Raw genomic sequence first — 16,205 nt, 5'->3', positions numbered from 1 at the left:
TGAATTGGAAAATCGGTGACGAGGCAGGTCTCCTGGCTTGGGGCGTGCAGGTCTTGTGACCAACGCTGACTGCGCCTTCCCGCCGTCTCGGCAGTGGCGTGGCAGTCAACTGAACCCTTCACAGTTGCGGGGGCAGCCGCGGCTTGAACCGCGTTCCCTTCTTAGCTTCGACCTGGGCCGAAGAACCTCGAGGGTGCAAGGCTACGCAGTGCAACGGAGCGGGTCAATGTCGCGCCGCCTAAAGCATAAACTTACCCAGCCTGTGCCTTGACCAACTCAGTCTTTGTAAGGCTTGCGCCGATCCCGCAAAAGCGCCCTGCAATATGATGTCATATTCAATACGGAACGGACGCGCAGAACGACACCACGCAGCAGTGCTCATTTCATACAGAGACTCCTGCCATTTCGCAATTAGCGGAGTGTTTTTGAAATGTGGCGAATTTTAATCCATTGGCTTCAGGAATGAATCATGCTGATATCGACTTCTAACGCGCCCACCCCCCTCGCTCTTTTTAACAATACGGGTGCACTCAATAACAAACAGCCCGTCAGTGCTGACGCTGTTGGGCGTGCGCCGCTGGATTCTCAGGACAACCCTCCCGCAGCCCTGAACGCTCGCGGCAACTTACCGCGATTCAAACGATCAGAGCCGCTTATGAGCAGCCTTGTGGAACAAGGGATCAGCAAACGTGGCCCCCTACTCCATTGCTTCCAAGACGATCTGATAAATGGGATAAAAAAGCACTTTCGTGAGTACGCCGCAGGCGAAAACGACCGATTTGTAAACTTTAACGAATTGAAAGAAGCGGCAGGTCAAATACCAACCACCAGAGCTTTTTCCGCCGAGGCAACCCTCTATGCCAAAATACTCCTGCAGAACCCTCGGGTACTTCGTGAGTTAGATATCGGAATTGGTGACCATGGCCGGCCCGGCGCGGAAGATGGGAGATTTGATATTGAAAACATCGAGCACATGTTAACAAAGCCAACTTATATGGGAGAGCACTTTGCGATTTTGCTGGATTACCGACTCACCTGATTAGTTCGGTCAGATACAACACAGTCGGCGGTGCTTGATACAAGATGGCAAGGTTTCGACAGGCAAGCTGCGTTCGTCACTACGTATCAGTTTGACGCACATCACTGCGTCATGCTCTCCTACACATCTTGTTTCGGGTGCCCCTCACAGGGTGAAACGGGAAACCGGTGCGTCATAGACTTATGGCCAGTCCGGTGCTGCCCCCGCAACGGTAAGCGAGCGAAGCGTCAAATCCACTGTGCTGTGCATGGGAAGGAGACGCTTGTCAGGATGGACTCTATCAAGAGCCGCCCCTCGCAAGCCCGGAGACCGGCCCGAAAATATCAGATAACAAACCCGCGGTGGGCGGGCGCTGTTCAGAACCCTGCGTGCCTGGCTCGCGGGGTTTTCATGCGCTCGTTTCACCCTGATACCTGAAAGGGACGCGCCATGTCGATCATCAGCAGCACTTCGCACTCCGCCAGCAGCACTGCCACCTTGAGCCAACGCCTGACCGCCGCCATCGGTGCGTCAATCCTTGGTGCGTGCCTGGTGTATTTCGCCGGTTTCTCCCATATCGAAGCCGTGCACAACGCGGCCCACGATACCCGCCACAGCGCCGCGTTCCCGTGCCACTGAGACCTGCCGACATGATCAAGCGTATTGCCCAAACCGCAGGGTTCACCGGCTTATTGGCCGCCCTGCTGCTGACCCTGCTGCAAAGCTTGTGGGTCGCGCCGTTGATTTTGCAGGCGGAGACCTTTGAAAAGGCTCCAGCTGTTGCCGAAGTCCCCCATGAACATGCTGCTGGCACCGCTGCCCACACCCACGACGCCGAAGCCTGGGAGCCGGAAGATGGCTGGCAGCGCGTGCTGTCGACCACCGGTGGCAACCTAGTCGTTGCGGTCGGGTTTGCGCTGATGCTGGCCGGCCTGTACACCCTGCGCGCACCAACCCGTACAGCTCAAGGGCTACTGTGGGGCCTGGCCGGTTACGCGACATTCGTACTTGCGCCGACCTTGGGCCTGCCGCCTGAACTGCCGGGCACCGCCGCCGCTGATCTGGCGCAACGGCAGATCTGGTGGATCGGCACTGCCGCGTCTACCGCTGCTGGCATTGCTTTGCTGGTGTTCGGTCGCGGCTGGTTGCTCAAAGTGCTGGGCGTGGCGATCGTCGCCGTACCCCACGTGATTGGCGCTCCGCAGCCGGAAGTCCACTCCATGCTGGCCCCGGAGGCCCTCGAAGCCCAGTTCAAGATCGCGTCGCAGTTGACCAATGTGGCGTTCTGGCTGGCCCTTGGTCTGATCAGTGCCTGGCTGTTTCGCCGTAACCGCGACGAACACTACTCGGCATGACCCTCGTCGTCGGCCTGGGTTGCCAGCGGGGTTGTGATGTCCGAACCCTGCTGGAACTCCTTGATAGCGCCCTCGCCGAAGGCGGCATTGAACGCCAACGCATTACCGCGCTGGCGAGCATTGATCGCAAACAGGCTGAGCCGGGGTTGGTGGCCCTGGCCCAATTATTGAGCCTGCCCTTGCAGTGTTTCAGCGCCGAACAACTGGCCGGCTTTGAACATCGGCTGAGCCACAAATCAGACGTAGCATTTAGCCATACCGGCTGTTACGGCATCGCCGAAAGTGCCGCATTGGCCTTGGCCGAGCAACTCGCCCACGGCCCTGCCCACCTGCTCATCACCCGCAAGAAAACCATCCAGGCCACCCTTGCATTAGCCTGCGCCGGTTAAAATCCCGATAATTGCCGCTCTCGATCATGAGCAATCTTCATGCTCGCCCGTTTTTTCAACAGGAATTCCCCATGACCGTCTACTTCATCGGCGCAGGCCCCGGCGACCCGGAACTGATTACCGTCAAGGGCCAGCGGCTGATCCGCAGCTGCCCGGTGATCATCTACGCTGGCTCGCTGGTGCCTGCGGCAGTACTGGAAGGTCATCAGGCACGCCAGGTGGTCAACAGTGCCGAGCTGCACCTGGAACAGATCATCGACGTGATCAAAGCCGCCCATGCGCAAGGCCAGGATGTGGCGCGCGTGCACTCCGGCGACCCGAGCCTGTATGGGGCGATTGGTGAGCAAATCCGTCACTTGCGCGAGCTGGGCATTCCCTTTCAGATCATTCCCGGGGTCACGGCGGTGGCTGCCTGCGCGGCGTTGCTGGAAACCGAACTGACCCTGCCGGACATTGCCCAGAGTGTGATCCTGACCCGTTATGCGGATAAAACCAGCATGCCGGCGGGTGAGGACTTCGACAGCCTGGCCCGGCACGGCACGACAATGGCCATTCACTTGGGGGTCAATCATCTGGACAGGATCGTCGCTGAGCTGCTGCTGCACTATGGTGCAGATTGCCCGATCGCCGTGGTGCACCGCGCGACATGGCCGGACCAGGATTGGGTGGTGGGTTCGTTGAGTGATATTGCCCAGAAGGTCGCGACTAAAGGCTTTCGGCGTACGGCGCTGATTATAGTCGGGCGGGTGTTGGCAAATGATAGCTTTGGCGAGTCCTCGCTGTACCGCGCAGGTCACGCCCACCTCTATCGCCCTTGAAGACATGGACTGACCCACAGCCAATCCAAACTATCAGACAATCATCATAACTTGCTGAATTTAGAGCATAAAAAACGGCGCTCACGGGGCGCCGTTTTTTAAGCTCGCAGTGAACACCTTACTCAGTAGTAGGCGTTTTCTTTCTGCGTGTGATCAGTCACGTCGCGCACACCCTTGAGCTCAGGAATACGCTCAAGCAAGGTGCGCTCGATGCCCTCGCGCAGGGTCACGTCCGCCTGGCCGCAACCCTGGCAGCCGCCGCCGAACTTCAATACCGCGATACCGTCATCCACTACGTCGATCAGGCTCACCTGACCGCCGTGGCTGGCCAGCCCCGGGTTGATCTCGGTTTGCAGGTAGTAGTTGATCCGCTCATTGACCGGGCTGTCGGCGTTAACGTTGGGCACCTTGGCGTTGGGTGCCTTGATAGTCAACTGGCCGCCCATGCGATCGGTGGCGTAGTCGACTACGGCGTCGTCAAGGAAAGCTTCGCTGAAGGCATCGATGTACGCGGTGAAGCTTTTCAGCCCCAGGGCGGTGTCTTCAGGCTTCTCTTCACCAGGCTTGCAGTAGGCAATGCAGGTCTCGGCGTACTGGGTGCCGGGCTGGGTGATAAAGACGCGGATGCCGATACCCGGGGTGTTCTGCTTGGACAGCAGGTCAGCCAGGTAATCGTGGGCGGCGTCGGTAATGGTTATGGCAGTCATGGAAACTCCTCACAGGCTTGCCGGCAGTTTACGCCAAATTATTACGCAGGTACAAAGTCCGAGCATTTTTGTCGGAAAAGCCCCCCTATCCCCCTGACCGATGGCGAACAACCGCCCCATTGCCCGTGAAAACAGATCGATCGCCAACGCCTGCCTTGCACCTAGTTATATAGGCCTCCCGCAAAATCATGCTGAATATAGTGAATCCTCTTCGGCTATTGGTTGTGAGGATTCAATGAATATTGCTATGCAGAGTTTCCATTTCAAGGGTTTGCCTGAACAGCCAGCGCATCTGGACCATTTGATTGATTACGTGACCGCACGCATCCCACTGAAGTCGTCACCCGCTTCTGATTGTTATTATTACCCCCCGCAAGATTCCGCATTGGGTCGCGAGTGCAAGGAAGCCTTTCGGGTGCTGAAAAAACTGCAGGAGGATGAAGACTTTCAACAGTTCCTCTGCAAGAAACCAGAGCCTGACAATTCCGTACTGGGGCGGGACTTTCTCTACGACCTGCTCTCGACAATGCTCAGCAGCACCCGCCCGCCGATGCCCGCTCTTCCCGAAGTTTTCAGCATCGACGACCACGCCGTGGTCCTTCGACATGTCCCCACTTATTGGTCCATCGACGTCGATGTATTGCTCGACATCAACCGCCGCGTGGGCAATGGACTCAAAGCCGATGGCTCGGTAAGGCTTGATCTGGTCTTCAAGTATTACTCCATCGCCCCCCCACAGCCCAAGACCACCGCACAGTGGAAATCGGTGCTCTATGGCCTGCAGGAGCACCGCGTTCTGCAGCGACTAGGACACGACGGCCACGTAAGCGACTTGGAGCATTTGTTGGATGCACCGGCCGACGAAACTATCAAGGAGGTGACCCGCCAAATCGAAAAGGAAACCGGCCGATCTCTGTTCCGTACAGTATTGCCTGAGCACTATTCCCCATCGCAGCAGGAACTGCTCGCAACGACACCAACGGTCTTGCTTGAGCAGATTCTCAACAGCCCGCAGAACCTGGCACTGGCCGAACGGATAGCCACGGCGTTGGGCTGGTATGGCAGCCAAAAGCACGAAAGTTGCCCACAGCCGGTTCTAGTGAAATTACTCTGGCGCGCGCTATGGCTGACGATCATCCCCGCACCTCAAGCGTCCATTGATAATGAATTGAAGTTGTTCATCTCAGCGGGAACTTACTATTCGTCGATCCGCAATTCTTTGGCCCGGCGCTTTGAAAACGCCCTGTCGATCAGCCCTGAGTCGACACCCTTGGTGATGTGCGTGGCCAAGGCCAATATCGCCAGCGAGGTATGGGTCGCCGATATTCCCCAGGACCTGCCCTACGGTGTCACCACTGCCTGGGTCAACTTCAGAAGCGGTTTCCTTCTGGCCGAAGCGCTGGCACCAGGCTCATCGCGCCACATGACCTTCGAACAATTGCTCAACCTGCCAGCGGCACACTATAGCGCCCATGCCAACAGCCCCGAGCAACAAGCACTGGTAGCGGCCGCCAAGCTCGCGCCGAGCGTTTACTGGGCGCAAGCCAACGGGTTGATTGCCACTCGGCAGTCAGGCCACTCCCGTGAGGAACTTGCCCAAGCCGTAGCCGCCCTCGAGCAACATGAGCATGAGGTGTTCAACGCAGTCCGCGATCTTGCGCTCAAGCTGCCCAGTCGTTGGCGCTCGGCGTCGGACGCCGAGTACGACAAAGTTTTCCGTGAGGCCCTTGAGACGCCCAGGAACGCCTACAAGGTCTTGATCCAATCCCTGCTTGCCCACCTGGGTTCTGACACCCTTAATGTGGATCAAGACGAAATCACGGTGTACTCATTGCGAAAAGCCCTGGACAAGGTTCCGGTCGAATATGAAGACAAACGCAAGACCGATGCCGTTCGTTACCGGGCAGGTTTCATCCTTCGAATCGTAAAACCACGCCAGCCCTTCCATGCCAACTACATCGAGGTGTTCCCCCTCGCCGGATTGATTCGTCGACGTCCTGACATCAAGACCCTGCCGCTGGACGGCAAGGTCGTAGAGCTACGCGACGCGATGAGTTGGTGTAAATACAGGTTGGCCACCGAAGTCCCCTTTGATCCGAATGCCTACAAGGAGAGCAATACCCCTGTTGCAGGCCGCAAGGCCGAGTTGATCGTTGAGCAAGTCGGCGAAACATTGCCGGCCATCGATGCCCTGGGACGTCGAATCGAATCGTTCGCCCCTAATACCCTGTATGCCCCGCGCAGTGAACAATTGGCGAGTATGATCGCCCGAGAGCTGTTTTTCCGCGACGAAGAAGCGCTCCTGGAACAGACCCGCAAAAGCACACGGGAAATGGACATCGGCCGCGATGTACTGGAAGACATGACGTTCTGGGGCAAGGTATTTGTTCCCTTCTGGGCCGGCATTGACGACCTCGCATCCGGGGATCCCCAGCGCATCAAACCGGGGATCGCGAGCCTGACCATCGACTTCGTGTCTTTTGCCTTGCCGGTCGGAAGGTATGTTGCCGGCTCCAGCCGTCTGATCATCCAGGCCGGGAAAACCGGGTTGCGCCTGGCCTTGCCAAAACTCGCAAAACTGACAGGCACGCTGGTGATTTCAGTTCTGCAGGAACTCAACCCCCTGGCGGCGGTACCCAGCCTGCTCAGGCTGGCGCGCTTTGGACTGGTCAAGCTTGGCCGTATTGCCATGCGCCAGACGAAACGCGGGGTCGCCCTCCTACGCGATGGAACCCTCGCTGCCCGCCACATGAAGTCAGTTGACCCCACGACCTGGAAGCCACTTCAGGCCGGCGATCGACTCTTTACCGTCGACGGTTTCCCTGACATTCCGATGCGTAACGTCGGTAGCCTCGACGCGCCAGATTTTCGCCTCATCGATGCCGCGTCCAATAAAGCCTTCGGCCCGCGTTATCGCGAACCGATCACGGTGATCAGCAACAGCAGCCCGTTGATCCGTCAATACGCCGTCGACCCTCAGTTGATCAGCGGTCTCAAACCCGACGCACGCGGTATCTTCTCCCGCGCGGACTACAACCAGAAGTTCATCTGCAATGTCGATGACAAGGGCAAGATCGCGGTGTATCAGGTACGTGACAATTCCTATGGATTTATCCAGGAAACCGCCGCGGGCGCCGACAACAGCTTCTCGGTGGTCATGGTCAACCCGAAGAACAATCGCGACCTGTCGATCACGCTATCCTCCGTAGAACCGGGGCATTGGTACTCAAGCCAGATCAAAGTCACGGGTGGCGCGCCGGATGTCACGAACGTCGTGACCCCCTCGATCCTGCAGAAATGGACCGAATCCAGTGAACACGCCTTGAAAAAAACCCTGGACACCTTCATCAAGACCTACAATCTGGACCCCACCGCATTCCGCCAATTTGTCAAAAGCCGCGACACGTTGACACCCCGAGGGCAACAGATGCTCGACCGTGCGGGAACCGCCCGTACCGCCATTACCCACGACCATCTGGAGCATTGGCGCAACAGCTCGCAACGAGAACGCAACAGCCTTACCCTTGAAGGCTTCGCCGCTGACCATAACCTGGACCCACGGGATTTGGCACAGTACGTCAACCTCGATGGCAGCTATCGCGCCGCCGGCAAAGTGCTCGCCAAGCATGCCAACGGTGGAGAATTCACCGTACTGACACCTGAACACCTGGACGAATGGCACAAGCACTACATTACCCCTGGTTCAAGGCATTCCGTGCTCACGTTTGTCGATGAGAAAAACCTCAATCCGATGATCTGGAGCGCCTACGTCAATGACAATGGCAGCATGACCCGCGCCGGCAGGGAAATGTTGATCTTCGGGCAGAGGAGCCCGCTGGATCAACCGATCGCCAGGAAACGCCCCGCCCCGCCACCTACGGCAGGCGGCTCGAAACATCCGCGCCTGGATGAAGAGGCCGTCCCTGCCCGCCGGCGTTCCACTTCAATCACGGCGTCCTTTGACCATAAAATCAACAACAACGCACCGATCCTGCAGGACCCAAACGATGTCAGGCGCAGCTTGACCCTGGAACTGGAAGGCCCACTGCAAAACATCAAAATTACCGATGCCAACGGCTTTTTCGATGAGTTCATCGGCATGCAACATGTGGAAGTCAAGGAGGCTGCCACCAAGAGCATTCGCGAATGGATCTCCAAGGAGGGCAACCATCATCGCAAGCTCGATCGATTGCTGGAGGTCAAGAAACTCAACGAGGGCACGGAACGCGGACTCTCGGTCGTGGCCCGCACCGACATCAAGCGGTTCGATGTGCTGGGGCCGTACACCGGCAAGCTGCACTTGGACCAAGCTTCGGTGAATACCGAAATACTTGAAAAGGGTGAAGCGGCGGTCGGCACATATCTATTTCAGACCAACACCAGCGGTGCCAGCATTAGCGGCCACGGCAACAGTAATACGCTGAGCCTGATCAATGCGGTCAAGGTACCGGGCATTACCGATGTCGGTATCGAGAACGTCGGCTCCCTGTGCGTAGGTAAATACATGGTATTTATTGTCGCGTGGCGGGATATTCCGGCCGGGACCGAGTTATTGATGGACTATGGCAAAAGCTATTGGAAGTACTTGAAGCCCTGAGACCGGCCACTTGTAAAGCGCTTCGCCGACCAGATCCCTGGTCACCGAGGCGCTGTCGAAAGGGGTGCCGGAGCATCAACGCCAAACCAGCGTGTGAGCGTGCGGTAGGCAGGCCTCTCCAGCCATTGGTAACTCACAAATGCGCCCAGTCCGATGATGACGATACATCCAGGCAATATGGCGTAAGGGTCGATCCCCGTGCGGTCGGCGATCCAACGCCCGGCGCTGAGCACCAACACGTGGAGTAGATAGACCGAGTAGGAGCAATCCCCGAGCACCTTCAACAAGCGCGCGCCCTGGAAGTAAGGTTCCAGCGCCACGCAACTGAAGACCACTATCGCGCTGGGTACTCCCCACTCCAGGGCTCGGGGTATGTCCGCGCCATGATCAATAGCCACCAGGGCCGCTGCGATACTCAACAATGCCAGCCACGGCTTGGCCCGGCATAGGCCGCGCCGATACAGCATGCCGATCACCACGCCCATCAGGAACTCGAAAATAATGTCCTCATGGTAGAAGTCACTGGCCAGGTCAACGGCGGGAGTGATGATGTAGCACACCAGATACAGCAGCGCTGCTACCACCCACAAGCGATAGGCCGCGGGCACCAGCAAGGCAAAGGCAAACAGGCAATAAAACAGCATCTCGAAATTCAGTGTCCACCCGACATCGAGCAGTGGGTAGACGCCGAAGCCTCCCGGGTTTTGGGCCGGTATAAAGAGCATCGACATGAGTACATGACCGGGTTCGAGCCGAGCCTCTGGAAAGATCGCAGGCACAACGGCAACCACGAGAATCATGAGCAGGGTATAGAACCAATACGCAGGAACAATCCTCGCCACGCGCATCAGCATGAAACGCCCGGGGTTCAGCGCTTTGTCGGCAGTCGCCAGGTAAATCACCAAGCCACTGATGACAAAGAACACATCCACCCCAATGGCGCCTTTGTCGACAAACAGAAATTCCAGCGCGTTGCTGGCTTCAAAGTTGAAAAACCCTTGCATGAAATGGTGGCCCACCACACTCCATGCCGCCAAGGCGCGTAGAAACTGCACTGAAATCAACATCGGTGTCCCCTGTCCAGTCCGTAGGTAGGTATCCGACTGCTTCAGCGCTCACTTGGAGAAATGACCGGACCAATACAGTAGTTATAGATTCTCGTAGCGGTTCATGTCCAATACACCCTCTTCCACTGGCGTGGTTTCACGAATGTACCGCGACAAATCGTGGAAGTATTGCCAGAACTGCGGATGACTGCGGCGTACCCCCCAGCGATCGACTATTTTCTCAAACCGCTTGGCATCCTTGGCCTGCTCCATTTGCGTGACGAATTGCGGCACCTCTTGAGCTGGAATGTTGAACATGAAGTTCGGGTAACTGCTCATCACCCCCGGATAGATGGTCAGTGTGTCGAGGCCCGGCTGGTAGCGATAAGCCTCACCCAACAGGAAAGCCACGTTACTGTGGGCACGGTTACGCAGCATGCTGTAGACCACGCGCTGGCCACTCTGGGTTTCGATGCGCAGCATGGTGGCTTCGGGCAACTGGTCGATCACCTTGAGCCCCGCCGCCGGGCGCGACGTCAGGCGGCTAAGCGCCTGTTCGGCGTCCTGCAAGGCCGGGTCGATACAGGTGCGCGAGCAATAGGCCCCGGTGCAGCGGTTGATCGGGTCCGGGCTGACGTTCAAACCGCCGTAACGCGTCAGCAGTTGGTTGGCAAAATCGCGCTTGGGATCTTTCTCGTCCAGATGCAGCCCCGTGGGCTTGTCGTCATCAATGGCTTCATAGTCCAGCCACAGCTTGAGCTTGCCACTGTTCTGGTACCAGTCGTCAAGGAAGTCCTCGCGGGTGTCGGCCGGCATCAGACGCAGGAAGTTCTGTTCGGCGCCGTTGCGGATCAGGTCGAAGTACAAGCGCGTCTGGGCCTGGTGCGACACATTGCCGAACACGTCGAAGTTGACTGCCAACTGGTAATAAGTGCGCTCCAGCAGTGGGTAATCGAACAGCCACATCGTCTGCGGCACCTCACCGATCAGGCCCTTGGTCACCGAGGCGCTGTCGAAATGGCGAAAGATGGTCAGCAAGGCATTGTCATTACCCGCCCACAAGCTCGACCAACTCGGCGGCGGCACATCTGCGTAGCTATCGCGGCGCAACGCCTCATACTGATTACGCTTGTCGCGATAGGCCAGCCACAGGCCCAGCACACTGCCCACATCATCGTTTTGCCCAGGCATGGCCAACAATGGCGTGGCCTGGCCGCGGTAACGGGCATCGGTGATGTACAGGTCATGGTCCGGCTCCTGGAACAGTGTCCAGAAGTTGTCACGGATCACGTCCGTGGCGATCTGCCCACGGCATACAGGACCGCGGATGAAGGTGCGCACGAAGTATTCGGCGTTATCCAACATGAACTGATAACGCGCCTTGGCCGGTATGGCTTCGAAGGTTTCGAACGGGTTGGCACGGCGCCCCGGTCCGTAGCCCGGCAAGGCGCTCACCTGCCAGTCACCGGAATAGAACAGGTCTTTGATCCGTGCCATTTTCGCCGCGCTGAACGGGTAAGTGATGTGGGTTTTATGCACGATCACGCCCTGTACCGGCCACAGGCGGTAATAGACCTGAGTGCCTGGGTCATCGTTAGGACGACGGGTCGCGATCAAGTCGATCGGCTGCCCGCTCGGCGTACGCGAACGCACCCACTGGAAGTAATGCCCCGGCTCGCCGTTTTCGAAGTAAATGTGGGCGAGGAACAAATGCTCGTACAACCAGCGCGCCACCAGGCTTTGCCGGGCGCCCGGCTGGTTGAACAGGGTTTCCCATTGCTGCACCTGCAAGGCTTCCCTGGTGCTGGGAGCCAGACTCTGCTCATCAATCGGCGCACCGGAGGCCAGCCAGCGTTGCAGGGTCTGGTATTGCTGGTCGGTCAGGCCGGTGACGGCCAGCGGCATGCCCTCCTTGGGATGGGCGCCGGCATAGGCGTTGAACTCGCCGGGCGTCGCGCACATGTTTTGGCGGTTCAGGCCCAATACAATCTCGTCGGGCAGTTTGGCATTGGGTGGCAATGGCGCGTTATGCCCCAGCTCCAGCATACGTGCCATCAACGCAGCCTGGCTGCCCTGGGCATCCAGTACCGAATAGAAGCCCTTCTGCTGCCAGGCTTGTTTGCCGAACGCGTCATAGAACAGCCGTGTAGTCGGTGTGGCCTGGCTACGCTCGCCGTCGTACACCGGCACCTTGCTCGCGCCACGGGCCGCGCCCTCTGCGCTGCCAAGGTTGAGTTGGCAAGCAGAGTCGTAGCAGGCATGGCAGGCCACGCACTTCTCGGTGAAGATCGGTTGGATATCGCGGGTATAGGAAATCGCCGAAGCGCGGCCGTCAGCCTGCGCGGTACTGGCTATCAAGGCCAGGACGGCGCTGACGATCAAACGAAGTGACATGTATCGGGTCCCGATTCAAGGCGTGCGGTCTGTGAAGTGGCGGTGATTCTACCGGGCCATGACTGCCGACAACATGAGCGATATTCATGCAGAACCCTGACATGCTCTAAATCGGCACAGGTTTGCTATGATTCACGCCCTCCGTAATGCCTGACCAGAGTAGTCCCATGCCCGATCGTAGCGCTCGCCTGCAAGCCCTTCACAAAGCCCTCAAGGACCGTATCCTGATCCTCGACGGTGGCATGGGCACGATGATCCAGAGCTATAAGCTTGAGGAGCAGGACTACCGAGGCAAACGCTTCGCCGACTGGCCAAGCGACGTGAAGGGCAACAACGACCTGCTGGTCCTCACTCGTCCCGACGTGATCGGCGGAATCGAGAAGGCCTACCTGGACGCCGGCGCCGACATCCTTGAAACCAACACCTTCAACGCCACGCGGATCTCCATGGCCGACTATGGCATGGAAGAGCTGGCCTATGAATTGAACGTGGAAGGCGCCCGCCTGGCGCGCAAGGTGGCCGACGCCAAAACCCATGAGAACCCGGCCAAGCCGCGTTTTGTCGCCGGTGTACTGGGCCCGACCAGCCGTACCTGCTCACTGTCCCCGGACGTGAACAACCCTGGCTACCGCAACGTGACTTTCGACGAACTGGTGGAAAACTACACCGAGGCCACCAAGGGCCTGATCGAAGGCGGTGCCGACCTGATCCTGATCGAAACCATCTTCGATACCCTCAACGCCAAGGCGGCGATCTTCGCCGTGCAAGGCGTGTTCGAAGAACTGAATATCGAACTGCCGATCATGATCTCCGGCACCATCACCGATGCCTCCGGCCGTACCCTGTCGGGCCAGACCACCGAAGCGTTCTGGAACTCCGTGGCCCACGCCAAGCCGATCTCGGTCGGTTTGAACTGCGCTCTGGGCGCAAGCGAGCTGCGCCCCTACCTGGAGGAGTTGTCGAACAAAGCCAACACCCACGTTTCGGCGCACCCCAACGCCGGCCTGCCCAACGAATTCGGCGAGTACGACGAACTGCCGTCACAAACCGCCAAGGTCATCGAAGAGTTCGCCCAGAGCGGTTTCCTGAATATCGTCGGCGGCTGCTGCGGCACCACACCGGGCCATATCGAAGCCATTGCCAAGGCCGTTGCCGGTTATGCGCCGCGCCCGATCCCGGACATTCCCAAAGCCTGCCGCCTGTCCGGCCTGGAGCCGTTCACCATCGATCGCAGCTCGTTGTTCGTCAACGTCGGCGAGCGTACCAACATTACCGGCTCGGCCAAGTTCGCTCGGCTGATCCGCGAAGACAACTACACCGAAGCCCTGGAAGTCGCCCTGCAGCAGGTGGAAGCCGGCGCCCAGGTGATCGACATCAACATGGATGAAGGCATGTTGGATTCGAAGAAGGCCATGGTCACCTTCCTCAATCTGATTGCCGGAGAGCCGGACATCTCCCGTGTGCCGATCATGATCGACTCCTCCAAGTGGGAAGTGATCGAGGCCGGCCTCAAATGCATCCAGGGCAAGGGCATCGTCAACTCCATCAGCATGAAGGAAGGCGTCGAGCAGTTCATTCATCACGCCAAACTGTGCAAGCGTTACGGCGCTGCGGTAGTGGTGATGGCCTTCGACGAAGCCGGGCAGGCCGACACCGAAGCGCGTAAAAAAGAGATCTGCAAACGCTCCTACGACATTCTGGTGAATGAAGTCGGCTTCCCGCCGGAAGACATCATCTTCGACCCGAATATCTTCGCCGTCGCCACCGGTATCGAGGAGCACAACAATTACGCCGTCGATTTCATCAACGCCTGTGCCTACATCCGCGACGAACTGCCGTATGCGCTGACCTCCGGCGGCGTATCCAACGTGTCATTCTCGTTCCGCGGCAACAACCCGGTGCGTGAGGCGATCCACTCGGTGTTCCTGCTGTATGCGATCCGCAACGGCCTGACCATGGGTATCGTCAACGCCGGCCAGTTGGAGATCTACGACCAGATCCCGGTCGAGCTGCGTGACGCCGTGGAAGACGTGGTGCTTAACCGCACGCCGGAAGGCACCGACGCCCTGCTGGCGATTGCCGACAAGTACAAAGGCGACGGCAGCGTCAAGGAAGCCGAGACCGAGGAATGGCGTGGCTGGGACGTCAACAAGCGTCTGGAACATGCGCTGGTCAAGGGCATCACCACGCATATCGTCGAAGACACCGAAGAGTCGCGCCTGTCGTTCGCACGTCCGATCGAAGTGATCGAAGGCCCGCTGATGTCCGGCATGAACATCGTCGGCGACCTGTTCGGCGCCGGCAAAATGTTCCTGCCCCAGGTGGTGAAATCCGCCCGCGTAATGAAGCAGGCCGTGGCCCACTTGATCCCGTTTATCGAGCTGGAAAAAGGCGACAAGCCGGAGGCCAAGGGCAAGATCCTGATGGCCACGGTCAAAGGCGACGTGCATGACATCGGCAAGAACATCGTCGGCGTGGTGCTCGGGTGCAACGGCTATGACATCGTGGATTTGGGTGTAATGGTGCCTGCCGAGAAGATCCTGCAGGTGGCCAAGGAGCAGAAGTGCGACATCATCGGCCTGTCCGGCCTGATCACGCCGTCCCTGGATGAAATGGTGCATGTGGCCCGCGAGATGCAGCGCCAGGACTTCCACCTGCCGTTGATGATCGGTGGCGCGACCACCTCCAAGGCGCACACGGCAGTGAAAATCGAGCCCAAGTACAGCAATGACGCCGTGATCTACGTGACCGACGCCTCGCGCGCCGTGGGTGTGGCCACGCAGTTGCTGTCCAAGGAACTGAAGGCCGGTTTCGTCGAGAAAACCCGCCTGGAATATATCGACGTGCGTGAACGCACCTCCAACCGCAGTGCGCGTACCGAACGCCTGAGCTACCCGGCGGCCATCGCCAAGAAGCCGCAGTTCGACTGGAGCAGCTACACCCCGGTCAAACCGACCTTTACCGGCGCCAAGGTGCTGGACAATATCGACCTCAACGTCCTGGCCGAGTACATCGACTGGACGCCGTTCTTTATCTCCTGGGACCTGGCCGGCAAGTTCCCGCGCATCCTCGAAGACGAGGTGGTCGGTGAAGCCGCCACTGCGCTGTACGCCGATGCCCAGGAAATGCTCAAGAAGCTGATCGACGAGAAACTCATCAGCGCCCGCGCGGTGTTCGGTTTCTGGCCGACCAATCAGGTGCAGGACGATGACCTGGAAGTCTACGGCGACGACGGCCAGCCCATCGCCAAACTGCATCACCTGCGCCAACAAATCATCAAGACCGACGGCAAGCCGAATTTTTCCCTGGCCGACTTCGTCGCGCCCAAGGACAGCGGCGTGACCGACTACATCGGTGGTTTCATCACCACCGCCGGCATCGGTGCCGAGGAAGTGGCCAAGGCTTACCAGGACGCTGGCGACGACTACAACTCGATCATGGTCAAGGCCCTCGCCGACCGCCTGGCCGAAGCCTGCGCCGAATGGCTGCACCAGCAAGTGCGCAAAGAACACTGGGGCTATGCCAAGGATGAACAACTGGACAACGAGGCGCTGATCAAGGAGCAGTACAGCGGCATCCGCCCTGCCCCCGGCTACCCGGCGTGCCCGGATCACACCGAGAAAGCCCAGCTGTTCCAACTGCTGGACCCCGAGGCCCGTGAAATGCACGCCGGGCGCAGCGGCGTGTTCCTCACCGAGCACTACGCCATGTTCCCGGCAGCAGCAGTCAGCGGCTGGTACTTCGCCCACCCGCAGGCGCAGTACTTTGCCGTGGGCAAGGTCGACAAAGACCAGGTCGCCAGCTACACCGCGCGCAAAGGCCAGGACCTCAGCGTGACGGAGCGCTGGCTGGCGCCGAACCTGGGGTATGACAACTGAGGT

10 protein-coding genes and 2 riboswitches are annotated in these 16,205 nt (G+C 58.8%); of the genes, 7 read left to right on the top strand and 3 right to left on the bottom strand.

The window, feature by feature from the left end:
* Positions 1–4 precede the first annotated feature (4 nt).
* A riboswitch (cobalamin riboswitch) is annotated at positions 5–205 on the bottom strand.
* Positions 206–469: 264 nt separating this feature from the next.
* The 5 genes from LJX92_RS11915 (at position 470) to cobM (ending at position 3,580) form a co-directional block, all read left to right on the top strand.
* Complete coding sequence (locus LJX92_RS11915) at positions 470–1,039, top strand: hypothetical protein (protein ID WP_177327389.1); 570 nt, start codon at positions 470–472, stop codon at positions 1,037–1,039.
* Between the two features lie 118 nt (positions 1,040–1,157).
* Positions 1,158–1,372: riboswitch (cobalamin riboswitch) on the top strand.
* A gap of 96 nt (positions 1,373–1,468) precedes the next feature.
* Positions 1,469–1,657 carry a CbtB domain-containing protein gene (locus tag LJX92_RS11910; protein WP_032875937.1) on the top strand — a complete coding sequence of 63 codons (189 nt, stop codon included), beginning with the start codon at positions 1,469–1,471 and terminating at the stop codon, positions 1,655–1,657.
* A gap of 11 nt (positions 1,658–1,668) precedes the next feature.
* Positions 1,669–2,373 (top strand): CbtA family protein, encoded by a 705-nt coding sequence (locus LJX92_RS11905; RefSeq protein ID WP_032875940.1) that lies wholly within the window; start codon positions 1,669–1,671, stop codon positions 2,371–2,373.
* Positions 2,370–2,762, top strand: coding sequence for a cobalamin biosynthesis protein (locus tag LJX92_RS11900; RefSeq protein ID WP_032875943.1), 393 nt, complete (start codon positions 2,370–2,372; stop codon positions 2,760–2,762). Before LJX92_RS11905 ends, LJX92_RS11900 begins: the two co-directional genes overlap by 4 nt.
* A 71-nt stretch (positions 2,763–2,833) precedes the next feature.
* On the top strand, positions 2,834–3,580 hold the full coding sequence (cobM, locus tag LJX92_RS11895) for a precorrin-4 C(11)-methyltransferase (RefSeq protein WP_228309804.1): 747 nt from the start codon (positions 2,834–2,836) through the stop codon (positions 3,578–3,580).
* Between the two features lie 122 nt (positions 3,581–3,702).
* On the opposite strand, the gene nfuA is transcribed toward cobM, so the two are convergent.
* A complete protein-coding gene (gene nfuA / locus LJX92_RS11890) occupies positions 3,703–4,287 on the bottom strand; it encodes a Fe-S biogenesis protein NfuA (protein ID WP_003190728.1) in 585 nt (194 codons plus the stop codon).
* A gap of 415 nt (positions 4,288–4,702) precedes the next feature.
* Here nfuA and LJX92_RS11885 point away from each other — a divergent pair, with 415 nt between their 5' ends.
* A complete protein-coding gene (locus LJX92_RS11885) occupies positions 4,703–8,884 on the top strand; it encodes an SET domain-containing protein-lysine N-methyltransferase (protein WP_228309803.1) in 4,182 nt (1,393 codons plus the stop codon).
* Between the two features lie 41 nt (positions 8,885–8,925).
* On the opposite strand, the gene LJX92_RS11880 is transcribed toward LJX92_RS11885, so the two are convergent.
* Together LJX92_RS11880 and LJX92_RS11875 are read right to left on the bottom strand one after the other, a co-directional pair.
* Positions 8,926–9,951 (bottom strand): acyltransferase family protein, encoded by a 1,026-nt coding sequence (locus tag LJX92_RS11880; RefSeq protein ID WP_223018594.1) that lies wholly within the window; start codon positions 9,949–9,951, stop codon positions 8,926–8,928.
* Positions 9,952–10,032: 81 nt separating this feature from the next.
* Positions 10,033–12,324: a fatty acid cis/trans isomerase gene (locus tag LJX92_RS11875; RefSeq protein WP_228309802.1), complete on the bottom strand. Its 2,292-nt coding sequence runs from the start codon at positions 12,322–12,324 to the stop codon at positions 10,033–10,035.
* Positions 12,325–12,491: 167 nt separating this feature from the next.
* Here LJX92_RS11875 and metH point away from each other — a divergent pair, with 167 nt between their 5' ends.
* On the top strand, positions 12,492–16,202 hold the full coding sequence (metH, locus tag LJX92_RS11870; RefSeq protein WP_223018592.1) for a methionine synthase: 3,711 nt from the start codon (positions 12,492–12,494) through the stop codon (positions 16,200–16,202).
* Positions 16,203–16,205 lie beyond the last annotated feature (3 nt).

The organism is Pseudomonas sp. HN8-3, assembly GCF_020790195.1.
In the GTDB taxonomy this organism is placed as follows: domain Bacteria; phylum Pseudomonadota; class Gammaproteobacteria; order Pseudomonadales; family Pseudomonadaceae; genus Aquipseudomonas; species Aquipseudomonas synxantha_A.
The sequence above is the reverse complement of the archived record's forward strand: the minus strand, read 5'-3'. Positions and strand labels throughout refer to the sequence as shown.